At 72.8% G+C, this 17,736-nt stretch carries 17 protein-coding genes and 1 pseudogene; 10 read left to right on the top strand and 8 right to left on the bottom strand.

Translation table 11 applies throughout. The annotated features are described in order from the left end of the window. Nucleotides 1-50 precede the first annotated feature (50 nt). A complete protein-coding gene (locus ACZ7RU_RS04275) occupies nucleotides 51-440 on the bottom strand; it encodes a VOC family protein (protein ID WP_470339426.1) in 390 nt (129 codons plus the stop codon). 176 nt (nucleotides 441-616) lie between these two features. Here ACZ7RU_RS04275 and ACZ7RU_RS04270 point away from each other — a divergent pair, with 176 nt between their 5' ends. Then, nucleotides 617-1,249, top strand: a complete 633-nt coding sequence (locus ACZ7RU_RS04270) for a DUF6542 domain-containing protein (RefSeq protein ID WP_470339425.1) — start codon at nucleotides 617-619, stop codon at nucleotides 1,247-1,249. A 34-nt stretch (nucleotides 1,250-1,283) separates the two neighbouring features. Here ACZ7RU_RS04270 and ppgK read toward each other — a convergent pair whose 3' ends face one another. After that, nucleotides 1,284-2,030, bottom strand: coding sequence for a polyphosphate--glucose phosphotransferase (gene ppgK / locus ACZ7RU_RS04265; RefSeq protein ID WP_470339424.1), 747 nt, complete (start codon nucleotides 2,028-2,030; stop codon nucleotides 1,284-1,286). Nucleotides 2,031-2,254: 224 nt separating this feature from the next. Continuing rightward, nucleotides 2,255-3,229, bottom strand: coding sequence for a 4-hydroxy-3-methylbut-2-enyl diphosphate reductase (locus tag ACZ7RU_RS04260; RefSeq protein WP_470339423.1), 975 nt, complete (start codon nucleotides 3,227-3,229; stop codon nucleotides 2,255-2,257). Nucleotides 3,230-3,349: 120 nt separating this feature from the next. Here ACZ7RU_RS04260 and ACZ7RU_RS04255 point away from each other — a divergent pair, with 120 nt between their 5' ends. From ACZ7RU_RS04255 to ACZ7RU_RS04240, 4 genes are all read left to right on the top strand, one after another. Further along, nucleotides 3,350-4,732, top strand: coding sequence for an APC family permease (locus ACZ7RU_RS04255; RefSeq protein ID WP_470339422.1), 1,383 nt, complete (start codon nucleotides 3,350-3,352; stop codon nucleotides 4,730-4,732). A 10-nt stretch (nucleotides 4,733-4,742) separates the two neighbouring features. Beyond that, complete coding sequence (xseA, locus tag ACZ7RU_RS04250) at nucleotides 4,743-5,954, top strand: exodeoxyribonuclease VII large subunit (RefSeq protein ID WP_470339421.1); 1,212 nt, start codon at nucleotides 4,743-4,745, stop codon at nucleotides 5,952-5,954. Nucleotides 5,955-6,007: 53 nt separating this feature from the next. Further along, nucleotides 6,008-6,277 (top strand): exodeoxyribonuclease VII small subunit, encoded by a 270-nt coding sequence (locus ACZ7RU_RS04245; protein ID WP_470339420.1) that lies wholly within the window; start codon nucleotides 6,008-6,010, stop codon nucleotides 6,275-6,277. Nucleotides 6,278-6,388: 111 nt separating this feature from the next. Next, the gene (locus ACZ7RU_RS04240) at nucleotides 6,389-6,991 is read left to right on the top strand and encodes a malonic semialdehyde reductase (RefSeq protein WP_387749754.1); all 603 of its coding nucleotides are present in this window, start codon (nucleotides 6,389-6,391) and stop codon (nucleotides 6,989-6,991) included. Between the two features lie 99 nt (nucleotides 6,992-7,090). On the opposite strand, the gene ACZ7RU_RS04235 is transcribed toward ACZ7RU_RS04240, so the two are convergent. Continuing rightward, on the bottom strand, nucleotides 7,091-7,627 hold the full coding sequence (locus ACZ7RU_RS04235; protein ID WP_470339419.1) for a DUF4245 domain-containing protein: 537 nt from the start codon (nucleotides 7,625-7,627) through the stop codon (nucleotides 7,091-7,093). Between the two features lie 215 nt (nucleotides 7,628-7,842). Here ACZ7RU_RS04235 and glpX point away from each other — a divergent pair, with 215 nt between their 5' ends. Further along, entirely contained in the window at nucleotides 7,843-8,883 is a 1,041-nt protein-coding gene (gene glpX / locus ACZ7RU_RS04230; protein WP_387749748.1) for a class II fructose-bisphosphatase, read from the top strand. Nucleotides 8,884-8,967: 84 nt separating this feature from the next. Here the strand turns inward: glpX and ACZ7RU_RS04225 are convergent, their stop codons facing one another. Beyond that, entirely contained in the window at nucleotides 8,968-9,402 is a 435-nt protein-coding gene (locus ACZ7RU_RS04225; protein ID WP_470339418.1) for a WhiB family transcriptional regulator, read from the bottom strand. A gap of 262 nt (nucleotides 9,403-9,664) precedes the next feature. Then, the gene (locus tag ACZ7RU_RS04220) at nucleotides 9,665-10,426 is read right to left on the bottom strand and encodes a DUF1707 SHOCT-like domain-containing protein (protein ID WP_470339417.1); all 762 of its coding nucleotides are present in this window, start codon (nucleotides 10,424-10,426) and stop codon (nucleotides 9,665-9,667) included. A 147-nt stretch (nucleotides 10,427-10,573) separates the two neighbouring features. Between ACZ7RU_RS04220 and ACZ7RU_RS04215 the strand changes: the two genes are divergently transcribed. Both ACZ7RU_RS04215 and ACZ7RU_RS04210 read left to right on the top strand, forming a co-directional pair. Beyond that, on the top strand, nucleotides 10,574-12,241 hold the full coding sequence (locus ACZ7RU_RS04215) for a fumarate hydratase (RefSeq protein WP_470339416.1): 1,668 nt from the start codon (nucleotides 10,574-10,576) through the stop codon (nucleotides 12,239-12,241). 78 nt (nucleotides 12,242-12,319) lie between these two features. After that, nucleotides 12,320-12,538, top strand: a pseudogene (locus ACZ7RU_RS04210) (Txe/YoeB family addiction module toxin); the annotation flags it as partial. A gap of 27 nt (nucleotides 12,539-12,565) precedes the next feature. On the opposite strand, the gene ACZ7RU_RS04205 reads toward ACZ7RU_RS04210, so the two are convergent. Next, the gene (locus ACZ7RU_RS04205) at nucleotides 12,566-13,324 is read right to left on the bottom strand and encodes a GntR family transcriptional regulator (RefSeq protein ID WP_470339415.1); all 759 of its coding nucleotides are present in this window, start codon (nucleotides 13,322-13,324) and stop codon (nucleotides 12,566-12,568) included. 137 nt (nucleotides 13,325-13,461) lie between these two features. On the opposite strand from ACZ7RU_RS04205, the gene ACZ7RU_RS04200 reads away from it, so the two are divergent. Continuing rightward, nucleotides 13,462-13,737: a hypothetical protein gene (locus ACZ7RU_RS04200; RefSeq protein ID WP_401113961.1), complete on the top strand. Its 276-nt coding sequence runs from the start codon at nucleotides 13,462-13,464 to the stop codon at nucleotides 13,735-13,737. A 183-nt stretch (nucleotides 13,738-13,920) separates the two neighbouring features. Here ACZ7RU_RS04200 and ACZ7RU_RS04195 read toward each other — a convergent pair whose 3' ends face one another. Continuing rightward, entirely contained in the window at nucleotides 13,921-14,205 is a 285-nt protein-coding gene (locus tag ACZ7RU_RS04195; protein WP_470339414.1) for a hypothetical protein, read from the bottom strand. 213 nt (nucleotides 14,206-14,418) lie between these two features. Here ACZ7RU_RS04195 and ACZ7RU_RS04190 point away from each other — a divergent pair, with 213 nt between their 5' ends. After that, nucleotides 14,419-17,373 (top strand): AfsR/SARP family transcriptional regulator, encoded by a 2,955-nt coding sequence (locus tag ACZ7RU_RS04190; RefSeq protein ID WP_470339413.1) that lies wholly within the window; start codon nucleotides 14,419-14,421, stop codon nucleotides 17,371-17,373. Nucleotides 17,374-17,736: the final 363 nt, after the last annotated feature.

The following is a 17,736-nucleotide window of genomic DNA, read 5'->3' as shown; positions in this document are numbered from 1 at the left end:
CGGCACCGTACGGGCCGACCCCCAAGTCTACGGGCAGCCCCCGCCCCGCCTCACTCCTCGGTCGCCGCCGCCCGGGGCTCCAGGAACTCCAGCCGGTTGCCCAGGCTGTCGTCGGCGTAGAAGCGGCGGCGGCCGGGCAGGTTGTCGTCCCAGGTCACCTGGTGGCCGTGCGCGGTGAGGCGGTCGGCCAGCGCGTCCAGCGAGTGGACCAGGATGCCCGGGTGCCCCTTGCGGGACGGACGGAAGTCCGGGGTCACGCCCAGGTGCACCTCGACCCCGCCGCCGCGGAACCAGCAGCCGCCTCGGGCGGCCAGCACCGGCGGCTTCGCCAGCTCGGTCATGCCGAGCACGCCGGACCAGAAGGCGCGGCACTCGTCCTCGGCACCGGCCGGGATGTCGATCTGGACGTGATCGAGCCGTTCGAACGTGAAATCGGTCATGTTGTTCCCCTGTGCGGAGACCCGTGGACGGATCCGGTGGTCGTCGTGCGTCGGCGCGACCGCGCAGGTCAGCCGAGCTGAGTGACGATCACATGACTACTCCGCCCGGAGACACGGGGCAAGACCTGAACGGTCCATTACACAGTGTGGCGATGATCGGACCGTACGTTGGGCGGGTGGAGCAGAGCATCCGTACCCAGCCGCCAGGGCCCAGACGCCGTCCGCCGACCGGCGCGGCCGCAGCCGCCGTCCCCGGTCCGGGCCGGGCAACCGGGGCCGCCGGAACCCCCTCCGGGTCCGTCCCCGCCTCCCGGCTGCGCGCGGTGGCCGGCCCGTCCGGCGCACCTCGCCCGGCCGGCCCCCGACTGCGGCTGCGCCTCCCCCTGCGCGGGCGCGGCGACGAGCAGCTGTACGGGCGGCGGCGCACCGGCCGGCCGGCCCGGCTGACGGCCGTCGGCACCGGGGTGGCCGCCGTCCTGGCGACGCTCGCGGTGGCGGGCGTGGACCGGCTGCTGTTCGACGGCCTGGGCTGGCTGTTCGGCCTCGGCTACCTGGTGGTCTGCTTCCAGCTGGCCGTCCGGGTGCGCTACGCCGACCTGCTGGCCGCACCGATCAGCGGCCCGATCGCCTTCGCCCTCGCGCTGCTGCTGCTCGAACCGGTGAGCTCCCCGGGCGTCACCGCCCAGGTGGTCTCGCTGGCGACCGGGCTGGCGCTGCGCGCCGGGTGGCTGTTCTCCGGCACCGGGCTGGCCGCGCTGATCGTGCTCGCCCGGTTCGTCGCCCAGCGCCGGATCCACCGCGCCCGCTGAGGCCGTACCCGCCGAGCGGCAGCGCCGGGGGCCCTCAGACCTCCGCCCCGGCCGCCGCCATGGCGGCTCCCACGATGCCCGCGTCGTTGCGCAGCTCCGCCGGCACGATCCGCGCCGCGCGGTCCTTCAGCAGCGGCAGGAACTTCTCGTGCTTGCGGCTGACCCCGCCGCCGATCACGATCAGCCGCGGCGAGAACAGCGTCTCCACCACGTCCAGGTACTCGTCGACCCGCCCGGCCCACTCCTCCCAGTTCAGCCCGTGCCGCTCCTTGGCGGCCGAGGAGGCCCGGCGCTCGGCGTCCTTGCCGCGCACCTCCAGGTGGCCCAGCTCGGTGTTGGGCACCAGCACGCCGTCCACGAACAGGGCGCTGCCGATGCCGGTGCCGAAGGTGAGCACCAGGACCACGCCCGACTCGCCCCGCCCGGCGCCGTGCGTCAGCTCGGCCAGCCCGGCCGCGTCCGCGTCGTTCAGGACGGTCGCGGGCATCCCCAGTGCCTGGCGGAAGAGACCGGCCGCGTCCAGGCCGATCCAGCCCTTGTCGACGTTGGCCGCCGTCCTGGTGCGGCCGTCGACCACCACGCCGGGGAAGGTCAGCCCGACCGGGCCCTGGTGGTCGAAGTGGCGGATCACCTCGCAGACGGCGGCGACCACGGCCTCGGGGGCGGACGGCTGCGGGGTGAGCACCTTGTGGCGCTCCTGGGTGAGCGCACCCCGGGCGAGGTCGACGGGCGCGCCCTTGATACCCGAGCCGCCGATGTCCACGCCGAATACCGCCGTCATCCCGTCCACCCTCCGCCGTCGGCCGCGGACCGGGCCGGTCCGCGGCCGGTGAATTGTCCACAGCCTGTGCACAAAGCTACGAGAGCCCGCCCGGGCGCGCACAGCGGACACCGCGGAACAGGACACCGTGCACAGGACACCGCGCGACGGCACGCCGCACAGCGGGACGCCGGCACAGCGGAAAGGGCCGGCACCCCCACGGGGTACCGGCCCTTCCGGGTGGGTCAGAGCTTGCCCGCCGCCTCGGCGCGCAGGTCGCGGCGCAGTTCCTTGGGCAGCGAGAAGATCAGGTGCTCCTCGGCGGTCTTGACCGTCTCGACCGTGTCGTAACCGCGCGCGGCCAGGAACTCCAGCACGCCGTCGACCAGGATCTCCGGCACCGAGGCGCCGCTGGTCAGGCCGACCGTGGTGACGCCCTCCAGCCACTCCTCGCGGATCTCCTCGGCGAAGTCCACCAGGTGGGCGGCCTTGGCGCCGTACTCCAGGCCGACCTCGACCAGGCGGACGGAGTTGGAGGAGTTCCTGGAGCCGACCACGATCAGCAGGTCGGCCTCCGGGGCCAGCTGCTTGACCGCGACCTGGCGGTTCTGGGTGGCGTAGCAGATGTCGTCGCTGGGCGGGCTGACCAGCGCCGGGAAGCGGTTCTTCAGCTCGCCGACGGTGGCCATGGTCTCGTCCACCGAGAGGGTGGTCTGGGACAGCCAGACCACCTTGGACTCGTCCCGGACCCGCACGTTGGCGACGTCCTCGGCACCGTCCACCAGGTGGATCCGGTCCGGGGCCTCGCCCATGGTGCCGATGACCTCCTCGTGGCCCTCGTGGCCCACCAGCAGGATGTCGAAGCCCTCGTCGGCGAAGCGCACGGCCTCCTTGTGCACCTTGGTGACCAGCGGGCAGGTCGCGTCGATGGTGGCGAGCTTGCCGGCCCGCGCCTCGTCGTGGACGGACGGGGCGACGCCGTGCGCGGAGAAGACGACGATCGAGCCCTCGGGCACCTCCTCCGTCTCGTCGACGAAGATCGCGCCCTTCTTCTCCAGGGTCTGCACCACGTACTTGTTGTGGACGATCTGCTTGCGGACGTAGATGGGCGCCCCGTACTGCTCCAGGGCCTTCTCCACGGCGATCACGGCGCGGTCGACTCCCGCGCAGTAGCCCCGGGGGGCGGCGAGCAGGACACGGCGCTGCGCGGTCTTGGACATGGCTCCATCGTACGGGCGGCCGCGCCCGGCGCTCGCCGTCCCGGCCTCCGACGGGACGCCGCGCCGACGCCGGGCACTTTCCGTGCAGACCCGGTCAACAGCACACAAAATATGGTGTCTATGAGCTCTGTGAGCGAGCAGGTGACGCCGAGCGGCCTGCGCCGCAGCCTGGGCGTCCGCGATCTGATGGTCTACGGACTGCTGTTCATCGCCCCGATGGCCCCGGTCGGCGTGTTCGGCGTGCTGGACGCCAAGAGCCACGGCGCCGTCGCCACGGTCTACCTGGCCGCGACGGTGGCGATGGGCTTCACCGCCGTCTCGTACACCCAGATGGTGCGCGCGGTGCCGCAGACCGGCTCGGTGTTCGCCTACGCGCGGGCCGGGCTGGGCGAGGGCCCGGGCTTCATCGCCGGCTGGATGGCGATGCTCGACTACCTCCTGATCCCCGCGGTGGCCTACCTGTTCTCCGGGATCGCGCTGAACTCCCTGGTGCCGGACGTCTCGCGCTGGGTCTGGACGGCGCTCGCGGTCGTGGTGACCACCGCGCTCAACCTGGTCGGGGTGCGGACGGCGGCGGCGGTCGGCTTCGCGGTGCTCGCGATGGAGATCGCGGTGCTGGCGGTGTTCGTGGCCGCGGCCGTGGTGGCGCTGGCCCAGGACGGCGCCCGGCGCGGCTGGGACAGCCCGTTCACCGCCGTCGGCGACTTCTCGCTGACCGCGGTGCTCTCGGCGGTGTCCGTCGCGGTGCTCTCCTACCTGGGCTTCGACGCGATCGCCACCTTCGTGGAGGAGGCGGTCGGCGCCTCGGCGGCGGTGGCCCGGGCGGTGCTCTGGTGCCTGGCGCTGGCCGGGGTGCTGTTCGTCGCCCAGACCTACCTGGCGGCGGTGCTGGAGCCGACCGGCCCGCAGCAGCTGGCCGCCGACCCGGCGGCGCAGGGCTCGGCCTTCTACGACACCGTGGAGAGCGGCGTCGGCCACTGGCTGCACGTGCTGGTGGCGGCCAGCAAGGCGATCGGCGCGGCCTTCGCGGCCCTGGCCGGGCAGGCCGCGGCCGGCCGGCTGGTCTTCGCGATGGGCCGGGACGGCCGGCTGCCGCGCCTGCTCGGCACGGTCGACCCGGCCAGCGCGGTGCCGCGCCGGGCGCTGCTGGCGGCCGCGGTGATCACGATGGCGGCGGCGGTCTGGGCGGCCGAGCGGGACGACGGGCTGGACCAGCTCACCTCGGTGGTGAACGTCGGCGCGCTGACCGCCTTCGCGCTGCTGCACGCCTCGGTGGTCGGCTGGTACGCGGTGCGGCACGGCTCGCGGCGGTGGCTGCCGCACGTGGTCGTGCCGGTGCTGGGGATCGCGGTGATCGGGGCGGTGGTGTACGAGGCCTCGACCACCGCGCAGATCGTCGGGCTGGTCTGGCTGGCGGTCGGCCTGGTCGTGCTCGCCGTCCAGGGCGCCGCCGGCCGGGGCGGCCCCCGCGGCGGTCTCGGCCGTGTCGGCCCGCGCCGCTAGCCTCGTACGCATGGCCAACACCAGCTCCCCCGAAGCACCGCTCCCGGTCGGCAAGGTCTCCGCGCTGATCGGCGGCTGGATCGACCGGCTCGGCGCGGTCTGGGTGGAGGGGCAGATCACCCAGCTCAGCCGCCGCCCCGGGGCGGGCGTGGTGTTCCTGACCCTGCGCGACCCGCAGGCCGACGTGTCGCTCACGGTGACCTGCTTCCGCTCGGTGTTCGACCAGGTCGCGGACGTGGTGCAGGAGGGCGCGCGGGTCGTCGTGCACGCCAAGCCGGAGTGGTACGCGGCGCGCGGGCAGCTGTCGCTGCGCGCCGCGGAGATCCGCCCGGTGGGGCTCGGCGAGCTGCTGGCCCGGCTGGAGCAGCTGAAGCGGCGGCTCGCCGGGGAGGGCCTGTTCGCGGCCGAGCGCAAGAAGCCGCTGCCGTTCCTGCCGCAGTGCGTCGGGCTGGTCACCGGGCGCGGCTCGGCGGCCGAGCGGGACGTCCTGGAGAACGCCCGGCGGCGCTGGCCGGCCGTCCGCTTCGAGGTGCGCAACGTCCCGGTGCAGGGGGTCAGCGCGGTGGAGCGGGTGAGCGCGGCCGTGCGGGAGCTGGACGAGCACCCCGAGGTGGACGTCATCGTGGTGGCCCGCGGCGGCGGCAGCGTGGAGGACCTGCTGCCGTTCTCGGACGAGGGCCTGGTGCGGCTGGTCGCGGCCGCCCGTACGCCGGTGGTGAGCGCGATCGGGCACGAGCCGGACCAGCCGCTGCTGGACTTCGTGGCCGACCTGCGCGCCTCCACCCCGACCGACGCGGCCAAACGGGTGGTTCCGGACGTCGGCGAGGAGCTGGCCAAGGTCCGCCAGCTGCGCGACCGCGCCCGCCGGCACGTGCTGTCCCGGGTCGAGCGCGAGCAGCACGGGCTGGACGGGGTGCGCAGCCGCCCGGCGCTGGCCGCCCCGCACCGGATGCTGGACGGGCGCGGGCAGGAGGTGGACGGCCTGCTGGAGCGGGCCCGGCGCACCCTGCGGCACCGGCTGGACCACGCGCAGAGCGACCTCGGGCACACCCTGGCCCGGGTGGTGGCGCTCTCCCCGGCGGCCACCCTGGAGCGCGGCTACGCGGTGCTCCAGCGGGCGGACGGCACGGTGGTGACCGACCCGGCGCAGGCCGCGCCCGGCGAGGGGCTGCACGCCCGGGTGGCGGGCGGCGGCTTCGACGTCACCGTGGCGTCCGGGTAGTCCCCGCCGGCGGGGGCTGGGGCGTGTCGGTCCGAGCCCCTACGCTGGCACGCATGGCAGAGCAGCAGGAACAGCAGGACGCGGCAGCGGCGGCGGCGGCGCCGAACCCCGACGACGCGCTGGGCTACGAGCACGCCCGGGACGCGCTGCTGGACGTCGTCCGGCAGCTGGAGAACGGCGGGACGTCGCTGGAGGAGTCGCTGGCCCTGTGGGAGCGCGGCGAGCAGCTGGCGAAGGTGTGCCAGCGCTGGCTGGACGGCGCCCGGGCCCGGCTGGACGCCGCGCTGGCCGCCGAGGAGGGCGCGGACCCGGGCGGGGTGTGAGGCTGGTCACAAGCGCTTGGGGAATAGTTGAATATTCACCTATGTTGGGTGGGAGTGACCGGCTGCGGCCGATCATACCGACGAACCCCTTTCCGCATGAGGTGCAGAAGCATGACCACCGACGCCCTGGTACTCGACGCCGCCGCTCAGGACCTGCTGTTCCGTGAGGCCCGCACCGCGAACACCTTCACCGACGAGCCGGTCACCGAGGAGCAGGTCCAGGCCATCTACGAGCTGGTGAAGTTCGGCCCGACGGCCTTCAACCAGCAGCCGCTGCGCGTCGTGCTGGTCCGCTCGGAGGAGGCCCGCGAGCGCCTCGTCCGGCAGATGGCGGACGGCAACAAGGACAAGACCGCCGCCGCCCCGCTGGTCGCCATCCTGGCCGTGGACAACGAGTTCCACGAGGAGCTGCCGACCCAGCTCCCGCACTTCCCGCAGGCCAAGGACCTGTTCTTCTCGGAGCGCAGCGTCCGTGAGCAGTCCGCCACGCTGAACGGCGCCCTGCAGGCCGCCTACTTCATCGTCGGCGTGCGCGCCGCCGGCCTGGCCGCCGGCCCGATGACCGGCTTCGACGCCGAGGGCATCAACAAGGAGTTCTTCGGCGACGGCGAGCACTCGGTGCTGGCCGTGGTCAACATCGGCAAGCCGGGCGAGGACGCCTGGTTCCCGCGTTCGCCGCGCCTGGCCTACGACGAGGTCGTCACCACGGTCTGATCCGCCCCGCGCGAGAGGGCCCCGCTCCGGTTCGTCCGGTGCGGGGCCCTTCGGCGTGCGCGGGCGCGGCGGCGTGCGCGGGGGGCGTCGACGGCGGGGCTACTTGAGCGCCTGCGCCAGCTCGGCCAGCTCCTCGTAGGAGGCGGTGCCGGTGAGCAGGGTGGTCCCGGGGCCGGTCTGCACGGCCAGCGCGCGGGCCTTCTCGCCCTGCACCCGGTCCCAGGCGCGGCCGCCCGCCTCGGCGGTGCCGTCCGGCTTGGCGCCCGCCACGTAGTCGGCCAGCAGGGAGTCGCGCGGCACGTCGCTCTGCTCGATCGCCGCGTACTGGCCGGAGGGGGTCACGAAGCCCAGGTGCCAGGCGTTGCCCTTGCCGTTGTTCTGGCCGGCCGGCCGGTAGCTGACCGAGGTGGCCCGCCACTTCTCCGGCAGCCCCTCCGGGGAGAGCAGCGGGTACGGCGCGGTGCGCTTGGCGGAGGCCGCCGCGACCCTGTACTCGACCACGTGCACCGGGTCGCCGCTGGCGTCGTGCGGGAGGAACAGGTACCCGACCCAGACGACGATCCCGACCGCCAGCATCGACAGGACCATGTCCCGTACGGTCTGCCGGCCCCTCATGCCCTTGCTGTCTGCTGCCACCCCCACATGGTGACTCATCCACATCCGCGGGCGGCCACCAGGGGTGTTCACGTACGGGTGAAACGGGACGAAGCGGTGGTTTCCGCCACAGAGCAGCGACCTGCGCCACAGACAGTCATCTCGTGGGCAGATACGATCGCAGAACCCTCACCACGGCGTTCGACCTGGCAGTAGTCGGGCGCTCACTGGCCGTCGCGTACAGAGAGGTAACGACGATGACCACGCAGTACCCGCACCACCTTCCCAGTGCCCTGGAGGTCGCGCCCGAGGCTCCGGACCGGAACCTCGCGCTCGAACTCGTCCGGGTCACCGAGGCGGCCGCGATGGCCGCCGGCCGGTGGGTCGGACGTGGCGACAAGAACGGCGCGGACGGTGCCGCCGTGAAGGCGATGCGCACCCTCGTCTCGACCGTCTCGATGAACGGCGTCGTCGTCATCGGGGAGGGCGAGAAGGACGAAGCCCCGATGCTCTACAACGGCGAGCGGGTCGGCGACGGCACCGGCGCCGAGTGCGACGTCGCGGTCGACCCGGTGGACGGCACCACGCTGACCGCCAAGGGCATGAACAACGCGGTGGCCGTCCTGGCCGTCGCCGACCGCGGCACCATGTTCGACCCCAGCGCCGTGTTCTACATGGACAAGCTGGTGGCCGGCCCGGAGGCGGCCGAGTTCGTCGACATCACCGCCCCGGCCGCGGTCAACATCCGCCGGGTCGCCAAGGCCAAGGGCAGCGCCGTCGAGGACGTCACCGTCGTCGTGCTCGACCGCCCGCGCCACGACGGCCTGGTCCGGGAGATCCGCGAGGCGGGCGCCCGGATCAAGTTCATCTCGGACGGCGACGTGGCCGGCGCCATCATGGCCGCCCGCGAGGGCACCGGCGTCGACCTGCTGATGGGCGTCGGCGGCACCCCGGAGGGCATCATCGCGGCCTGCGCGATGAAGTGCATGGGCGGCGTGATCCAGGGCCGGCTGTGGCCCAAGGACGACGCCGAGCGGCAGAAGGCCCTGGACGCCGGTCACGACCTGGACCGGGTGCTCACCACGGACGACCTGGTCAGCGGCGAGAACGTGTTCTTCGTCGCCACCGGCATCACCGACGGCGAGCTGCTGCGCGGCGTGCACTACCGCTCGGAGACCGCCACCACCAGCTCGCTGGTGATGCGCTCCAAGAGCGGCACCATCCGCGAGATCAACTCCACCCACAAGCTCGCGAAGCTGCGGGCCTACAGCGCGATCGACTTCGACCGCGCCAACTGAGCACCACCGAAGCGCACTTCGCGGCCCCGGCGGAATCCCCCTCCGCCGGGGCCGCGTCGCGTCCCCTGGGTCTCGGACCCGGCGTCACCCGGCTATCCGGCGCCGCGCGGTCGCCGTCACCCGGGCCGCCTCGCGCAGCTCGGCGTCCCGGCGGCGGCGCCGGGCCAGCACCACCCGCCGCTCGGCGGCCGTCAGCCCGCCCCAGACCCCGTACGGCTCCGGCTGCGCCAGCGCGTGCTCGCGGCACTCCAGCAGCACCGGGCAGCGGGCGCACACCTGCTTGGCCTGCTCCTCGCGCGACAGCCGGGCCGCCGTCGGCTCCTTGGAGGGCGCGAAGAACAGCCCCACCTCGTCCCGCCGGCACGCGGCACCGGTGTGCCAGGGGTTGTCCTCGCCCGCGGGGGAACCCGCCGGGACGCCCGGGGCCTGCGGCTGCGGCCGGACGCCGGGACGGCGCTCCAGGACCTGCTGCGCGGCGGCGGCTGGCGAGGTGGTGCGGGACTCGATCGGATGCAGCACGGCCGTACTCCTGACGAGGCTCTCGGACACGGGGAACCCTCGCTCCCCCGCCGGCCGCGAGCCCCCGCTGTCCCACCCGGGCGCGGCCGCTCGGCCGCCTCCGGTGCGCAGCCGTCCAAGAAGCGATGTGCGGAAGGAACTACCCCGCCCGGCCGCGATTCATGCACACTGCACGCAATCGACTACGCAGCGCACTGGCCGCAACGCCGAGCGCCCGACCGGGAGTTGATCCCCAATCGGGCGCTGCGCAGGTCAACGGCGGTCAGTCGGTGCCGAGTTGGCGGCGCACCCACTCCTTGAGCTTCTTGCCCCGGCGCGGCTTGGCCTCGCAACCACCGAACAGCGCAAGGCCCTTGATCCGGACAACCGGAGCGTACGGGTCCGCCGCGGTCTGCTCCCGGACGTCGAAACCGCCGAAGATGCCGACGCCGGACCCCTGCAGGGTGACGTTCTCCGGCACCCGCACCTCGACCCCGCCGAAGACCGCCGTGACGGTGATCTCCACCTCCGGGGACTCGAACACGGCGTCGGTCAGGTCGATCTGCACCCCGCCGAACGCGGCGAAGGCGCTCAGGTGCGAGCCCACCCGCCAGCGGCCCTTGCGGGCCGCGCCGCCGAAGATCGCCACCACCGTCGGGGACTCCTGGCGCGCGGGCGGCTGCGGGGTGCCCTGCGGGGCGTTCAGCGGCTGCTTCTCGAAGGACAGCGGGCGGGCCGGCAGGTCCCTGGTCAGCGGCACGAGGTCGCCGAAGGTCTTCGCGGCGTAGGCGGCCTCGATCCGCTCCGCGTGCTCGTCCGCGTCCAGCCGGCCCACGGCGTAGGCCTCCCGCAGCAGCTCCGCGACCTTCTCGCGGTCGGCGTCGGAGACGCGCAGCTCCGCCTCCGCGACCGGCGCGTGCGGCCGAGGCGCGCTCTCCGCCCTGGCCTGGGGCCTGAGTTCGGACTTGGGTTCGGGTTCGGTCATCGGTACGGGCGCCGGCACCGGCGGCTGCCCCGAATCGTCGTGCGACGGCGAGTTGTCCACGGGGTCAGCCTAGTCGCTCGCACTCCCGCGCGAGTGAGCCCGGTCACGCAAGGCTGACCTGTCCGCAGGCCGACTTCCACCGGGTCCTACCCTGGATGGTGCTTCGCCGACGCAGCCGGACCAACTGGACAGCTAAGGACCGCCCCGATGGCTCCCACGCCAGACTTCGAGTACAGCGACCTGCTCCCCCTGGGCGCTGACCCGACCCCGTACCGCAAGCTCACCTCCGAGGGTGTCTCCACCTTCGAGGCGGGCGGTCGCACCTTCCTCCAGGTCGAGCCGGAGGCGCTGCGGCTGCTGACGGCCGAGGCGATGCACGACATCTCGCACTACCTGCGCCCCGCCCACCTCGCCCAGCTGCGCCGCATCCTGGACGACCCGGAGGCCAGCCCCAACGACCGCTTCGTCGCGCTCGACCTGCTGAAGAACGTCAACATCTCGGCCGGCGGCATCCTCCCGATGTGCCAGGACACCGGCACCGCGATCGTCATGGGCAAGCGCGGCCAGAACGTGCTGACCGAGGGCGGCGACGAGTCCGCCATCGCCCGCGGCGTGTACGACGCGTACACCAGGCTCAACCTGCGCTACTCCCAGATGGCCCCGGTGACCATGTGGGACGAGAAGAACACCGGCAACAACCTGCCGGCCCAGATCGAGCTGTACGCCACCGACGGCGACGCGTACAAGTTCCTGTTCATGGCCAAGGGCGGCGGCTCCGCCAACAAGTCGTACCTGTACCAGGAGACCAAGGCCATCCTGAACGAGGCGAGCATGCTCTCGTTCCTGGAGCAGAAGATCCGCTCGCTGGGCACCGCGGCCTGCCCGCCGTACCACCTGGCCATCGTGATCGGCGGCACCAGCGCCGAGTTCGCGCTGAAGACCGCCAAGTACGCCTCGGCGCACTACCTGGACAACCTGCCGACCGAGGGCAACGCCAGGACCGGGCACGGCTTCCGCGACCTGGAGCTGGAGGCCAAGGTCACCGAGCTGACCCAGAAGATCGGCATCGGCGCCCAGTTCGGCGGCAAGTACTTCTGCCACGACGTGCGCGTGGTGCGCCTGCCGCGGCACGGCGCCTCGCTGCCGGTCGCGATGGCCGTCTCCTGCTCCGCCGACCGCCAGGCGCTCGGCAAGATCACCGCCGAGGGCGTGTTCCTGGAGCAGCTCGAGACCGACCCGGCGAAGTACCTGCCGGACACCACCGACGAGCACCTGGACGACGACGTGGTGCGCATCGACCTCGACCAGCCGATGTCCGCGATCCGCGCCGAGCTGTCCAAGTACCCGGTGAAGACCCGGCTCTCGCTCACCGGCACCCTGGTCGTCGCCCGCGACATCGCCCACGCCAAGATCAAGGAGCGCCTGGACGCCGGCGAGGGCATGCCCAAGTACCTCCAGGACCACCCGGTCTACTACGCGGGCCCGGCCAAGACCCCCGAGGGCTTCGCCTCCGGCTCCTTCGGCCCGACCACGGCCGGCCGGATGGACTCCTACGTCGACCAGTTCCAGGCGGCCGGCGGCTCGATGGTCATGCTCGCCAAGGGCAACCGCAGCAAGCAGGTCACCGACGCCTGCGCCGCGCACGGCGGCTTCTACCTCGGCTCGATCGGCGGCCCGGCCGCCCGCCTCGCCCAGGACTGCATCAAGAAGGTCGAGGTGCTGGAGTACGCCGAGCTCGGCATGGAGGCGGTCTGGCGCATCGAGGTCGAGGACTTCCCGGCCTTCATCGTCGTCGACGACAAGGGCAACGACTTCTTCCGCGAGACCACCGAGGGCCCGCTGATCACCAGCCTTCGGGTGCGCTCGAAGGAGTAGTCCCCGCCGTCCCCGAACCGCCCCGGCCGCCCCGCGCGGCCGGGGCGGTTCTGCCTGGCAGGCTGGTACGGAAGACTCGTGGCAGGAGACGATCCACCTCCTGCGCTCACCGGCCGCCAGCGGATCACTCGCCTCATCGGCGAGATCCAGCGCGATCCGTTCGGTGGCACCGGGAAGCCCGAACCGCTGAAGGGCGACCTGGCCGGCTGCTGGTCGCGCCGGACCGACGACGAGCACCGACTGGTGTACCGGGCCGACGAGAAGGAAGTGAGGATCCTCAAGGCCCGCTACCGGTACCGGTCGCGGCTGCCGACCGGTCCGCGCTCAGGCGTCGAAGTCGTACTCCAGGACGTAGGAGGCGGCGTCCAGGATCATCTCGTTGAGCTCGACGACCTGGCCCTCGTCGGCGAAGGCGGTGCGGCAGATCAGGATGACCGGGGTGCCGGCGGACAGCTCCAGGCGGGCCGCCTCCTCCCCGCTGGGCATCCGGGAGCGGACCTCCTCGCGGAAGTGCACGGGCTTGGCGCCGATCTCGGCGAGCCGGGCGTAGGTGCCGCCGGGGCCGGTGTCCTCGCGGGTTATGGCGGTGCCCGCGACCAGCACGGCGGGCAGGTAGGAGGTCGAGAGCAGCACCGGCTTGCCGTCCAGGACGAAGCGGCGGTGCCGTACGCACATCGGGGCGCCCGGGTCGACCCCGAGCACCCGGGCCACGTGCTCGGGCGCGCCCTGCTCGGTGACGGACACCTGGTCGACCACCAGGCTGCGGTTGTCGATGTCCGCCGACCATATCGACCGGCCGGAGCCCCACTGCCCCTGCGCCAGCCGCTGGATGCCGCGCCGGCGCAGCGGGCGGAAGTCCCGGACGAACACCCCGGCGCCGCGGCGCGCCTCGGCGATGCCCTCGCTCTGCAGCACGCCCAGCGCCTGGCGGGCCGTCATCCGGGCCACGCCGTACTCGTCCATGAGGTCGTTCTCGCCGGGCAGGCGGTCGCCCGGGCGGTACCGGCCGGTGTCGATGGCCGCCTTCAGCCCGTCGGCGATCCGCTGGTACTTGGGCTGCTTGTCGCCACTGCTGCCGGTCATCGCCGCTCCCTCTGCCTCGGAGAAATCGTAGGCGTGCCCGCGGTCTCCGGTAAGGAGATAGGACCGTTGACATCTCTAGAGATATTAGCTTCTCTAGAGATGCTGGCCAGTCGCCGACCAGAGCGAGGAGCAGCACGGTGAGCACCCGACAGCGCAACGCCCCGGCCTACCGGCCCCACGTGGGTGAACTCGTCCTCGACCGCAGGACCGGACGCACCGGCATCTACATGGACACCATCGGCGGCGAGCACTACCTGCGCCCCGAGCCCGGCGGCCGGGAATGGACGGCCGACCCGCACCAGGTCGCCCCCGCCCCCGGGACCGGCGATTCAGCCGAATACGATCTTCCTCGGCAATTTCGGCAAAACGCAGGCAAACAGCAACATTCCGACCACCGCAATACCCCCGGGTGAATCCGGAATTCCGGAACGCCCCGCGCCCGCCGTCGGGCACGTTACGGATATCGCCGGTCACCATGAGTGCACCACGGGCACGATTCGGCCACCCGGTGGGCACCGACGGGTAATTGGCGTGCCCATAACCGCCGGTACCCCCGCGCCCGGACGGGGGCGACGGGGGCACCGGGGTGCGGTCGCTCAGGCGTGGCCGAAGACGATGCTCTCCGGCTCGTACTTCTCGCCCGGCTTGCCGGTGTCCGGCTCGGCGGGCTCGGGCAGGTAGTCGGCCTCGTCGCCGAAGGCCCCGTTCTCGATCGCGTTCTTCCGGTCGGCACTCGGCTCGGTGTACTCGGTCGGGTTCGAGGCCGCGGCAACCGCGCCCTCGACAGCCTGGCCGGCCTCCACAGCGACGTCCGGGGCCGGGGTCTTCGCCTGGTTCTCGGGCGTCGACGGCACCGGGGTCTCGCTCTGGTCGTTGGCCATTGGCGGCCGCCTTTCGGTCATCAAATGTCGTCAGCCCGACCGGTTCGGCGCGGGCGCGGGGACAGTATCGTAGGGTTGATTAAATGTCCGATAAACATCGTGCGACTGGCGGAACCGTCCGGCAGAGTCGGACGTCCGCCTAAGCTGAAGCACCACGGCGGACCGCCGAGCGCCCTTTCACGGAATCGACACCACAGGCCATCGGGGGACTTCATGGAGTTTCGGGAGACGCCGCAGAACCCTGCGCCGCGCTTCCAAGTCCTCGGTCCGGTCCAGGCCTGGCTCGACGGCAAGCCCCTCTCGCTCGGCTCCCCCCAGCAGCAGGCGGTCCTGACCACCCTGCTGCTGCACTCCGGGCGCCCGGTCACCACGCAGGACCTGGTCGACGCGCTCTGGGGCGACCGGCCTCCGGCCCAGGCCGTGGCCGCGCTCCGCACCTACGTCTCCCGGCTGCGCTCGGTCATCGAACCCCGGCGCGAGGTGCGCCGCCCCGCCGAGCTGCTGGTCTCGGTCGCCGACGGCTACGCGCTGCGGATCCCGGGCGAGGCCCTCGACCTGACGGTCTTCGAGCGGCTCTGCGCCGAGGCCACGGCAGCCCGGACGAACGGCGACAAGCGCGAGGCGCACCGGCTGCTGACCGAGGCGCTGGGCCTGTTCAGCGGCCGCCCGCTCACCGGCATCCCCGGCCCCTACGCCGACGCCCAGCGGCTGCGACTGGCCGAGCGCCAGGTGGCCGCCGCCGAGGACCTGTGCGCCGCCGCCCTGGACATCGGCCGGCACGCGGAGATCGTCGGAGAGCTCAACAACCTGACGACGGAGCACCCGCTGCGCGAACGGCTGCGGGAACTGCTGATGCTGGCGCTGTACCGCTGCGGCCGCCAGGCCGAGGCACTCGGCGTCTACACCGACACCCGCAAGCTGCTCATCGAGGAGCTCGGGGTCGAGCCGGGGGTCGGCCTGTCCACGATGCACACCCGCATCCTCGCGGCCGACCCCGCACTCGCCCTCCCGGCCGTGCCCGAGGTGGCGCCGAAGGACCCGCCCGCAGCCCCACCGCCGGCCCAACTCCCGGCCGATGTCCTGGACTTCAGCGGGCGCACCGAGCTGGTGGGCGACCTCTCGACGGTCCTCATGAACGCCACCGGCCAGGCCGTGGTGGTCACCTCGCTGGCCGGCATCGGCGGCGTCGGGAAGACCACCCTCGCGGTCCACGTCGCCCACCGCGTCCGGGCCGAGTTCCCGGACGGCCAGCTGTACGTGGACCTGCGGGGCGCCGGTGCCTCGCCGGCCGACCCGGTCGTCGTCCTCGGCGACTTCCTGCACGCCCTCGGTGTCACCGACAACCCGGAGTCGCTGGAGCAGCGCGCGGCGCTCTACCGCTCGCTGCTCGCCAACCGGCGGATGCTCATCCTGCTGGACAACGCGCGGGACGCCGACCAGATCCGGCCTCTGATCCCGGGCGTCTCGGGCTGCGCGGTGCTCGCCACCAGCCGCTCCCGGCTCGCCGGCATTCCCGGCGCACAGCTGTTCGACGTCGAGGAGCTGACCCCGCAGGAGGCGTTGGCGCTGTTCTCGGCCATCGTGGGGGACCAGCGGGTCGCCGCCGAACCGGAGGCCGCCATGGCGGTGGTCACCGCCTGCGGCTTCCTGCCGCTGGCCGTGCGCATCGCCGCCGCCCGGCTGGCCAGCCGGCCGCGGTGGAGCGTCTCCGACCTGGCCCGTCGGTTAGCCGACCAGCGCCACCGCCTGGACGAGCTCCAGCTCGGCAACCTCGCCGTGGAGACCACCATCGGGCTAGGCTACGGACAACTGTCCGGCCCCGAGGCCCGCGCCTTTCGGCTGCTCGCGCTGATCGACTCCCCCGACATCCCGCTGGCCGCCGCCGCGGCGCTGCTCGGTGTGGACGAGGACACCGCCGAGGACCTCGCCGAGGCGCTGGTCGAGGCGAACATGCTGGAGTGCTTCACCCCGGGCCGCTACCGCTACCACGACCTGCTCCGGCTCTATGCCCAGCGGCAGAACGATCGGTCGGGCGACACCGAGGAGCAGGAGCGGGCCGTCCTGCGGCTGCTCGACCTGCTGATCCCGACCGTCCGCAACGCGGCCCGGACCATCGAACCGGACGACCCGGAACCGGAGTTGCTCACCACGCCCTCCTCGCCGGGGATCAGCCTGCCGACCAGCGGTTCCGCCCAGTCCTGGCTCCGGTCCGAGAGCGCCCTCCTGCTCAACTCCACGGCGGCGGCCGCGAACGGGTCCCGCTCCTCCCAGCACGCGGCGATCGACCTGCTGCTCCTGCTGTGCGGCCTCGATCTGGACCCGACCCACGGCCCTCAGGTACGACCGGTCCTGGAAGCCCTCGGACACGAGGCGGAGCTCCGCGACGACTCCGCCGCGCTCGCCCGCGTGCACTTCGTCCTGGGTGCCCTGAACTACGTCACCAGTGACTTCCAGGGCGCCGAGCACTCGCTGCGTCGCAGCCTGGACCACCAGGCGCCGGACCACCCGACCGTCCAACTGCTGGCCACCGCCAACATCCTGGGCGTCATCCTCAGCATGGGCGACCGTTCTGCGGAGGCCCTGCCGTTCCTGGAGCAGGCCCGGGCGACCAGCCAAGCCGTCCGCAACCCGATCGCCGAGGCGCGGATCGTCAGCAACATGGCCCGGGTGCAGCACCGGCTCGGGATGACCGAGACGGCGGTCCGGTCCGCCGGCGACGGTGTCGCCGCCGCCCGGGAGTCCAAGAACGGTCCGCTGCTCGCCCAGACCCTCTACCAGCTGGGCGTGGTGCTCTCCGGCGGCGACGCCGTTCCGCACCTGCGCGAGGCGCACCGGCTCTACCAGTCGCAGCAGAACCCCCTGTGGGAGGGCTACACCCTGGCCCGGCTCGCCTCCGCCCTGCTGGTCGCCGAGCAGCCCGCCGAGGCGGCCTCGGCGGCCGGCGAGTCGCTGGCGATCGGCCAGGAGCTGGGCTCCGCCTACTGCCAGGGCCTGGCGAACGCCGCGCTGGGCGAGGCCCTGTTGACGCTCGCCCAGCCGGCCCGCGGACTCGCCTGCCTCCAGGAGGCACATGCGATCTTCACGCGGCTCGGTGTGCCCGAGGCCTCCCCCGTGGCGGACCTCATCTCCCAGCAGCACACCGAGCCCCTCTCTCCCCCCGCGCCGTAAGGCTTCCGCTCCCCCACGGAGAACCTCCCCCGTTCCGCGCGTCGGCGCTCCCGCAGCCCCCCGGCTGCGGGAGCGCCCTCAACGCTTCCCCGGCGCTGGACTCCACTGTGCACCGGACCGATTGACGTTCGATAAACGTCAGATAGTCACCCTGCGGATCGGTAAAACCGCAGGTCATCGACCTTCACCGGGCGCATAGTCCGGCGTGCGGTGACTCGCGCACAACCCCGCCCGCACCCGCGTGCTTCCGCAACCCCGGCCACAACGGCCCAAGCGCGGCGAGTTGGCCGGAAAGGGACCCCACGACGCAGTGATCACGCATATTCTCAGATGCCAGTACGCACACGAGTGTCTGCCGGACGA

Source organism: Kitasatospora sp. NPDC114501 (assembly GCF_055633695.1).
This window is presented reverse-complemented; position numbering and strand designations above follow the sequence as displayed.